This window comes from Treponema sp. R8-4-B8 (assembly GCF_054786175.1).
The window spans coordinates 1-460 of record NZ_BDHE01000367.1 but is presented as its reverse complement, the minus strand read 5'-3'; the positions used below and the strand labels follow the sequence as shown (position 1 = coordinate 460).

At 45.4% G+C, this 460-nt stretch carries 1 protein-coding gene; it reads right to left on the bottom strand.

What is annotated here, in order from left to right; translation table 11 throughout:
* The coding region (locus tag ACYVRA_RS08795; protein WP_461252338.1) for a glycosyltransferase at positions 1 to 233 on the bottom strand (233 nt) is incomplete at its 3' end.
* Between the last annotated feature and the right edge of the window lie 227 nt (positions 234 to 460).

The following is a 460-nucleotide window of genomic DNA, read 5'->3' as shown; positions in this document are numbered from 1 at the left end:
GAGTTGAGCTGCCCGAAATTTTTCGCGTTGAATATGGCCTTTATCCTTCGGTTTTTACGGCAAATCTCCCGCAGCAACGGCCTTGTATTATCTGTAGAACAGTTGTCGATAAATACGATTTCATAATCGTAACCGGACAGTTCGTTTTCAAGAATCCTGACTACTTCTTCGCTCATGGGTACGACATTGCATTCTTCGTTGTAGCACGGTATCATTACGCTGATCTTTTTCATTTGATCTTTCCTTATGAGACTGTTGCAAAATCTGTGTAAACCGCTAAGGCATCAAAGTCACCGTCATTGCGGGCTTGACCCGCACCGTGTTTATCGCGGCGAAGCCAATCCCCTATTATGCAAGGAGATGTGTATAAGAGACAGCCTCTGGGCTATTTGCTAACTCTTGGGCTGTTCCCGATATTAGTATCCGCCCCTCCGACATGATGTACGCTCTATCGGTGATA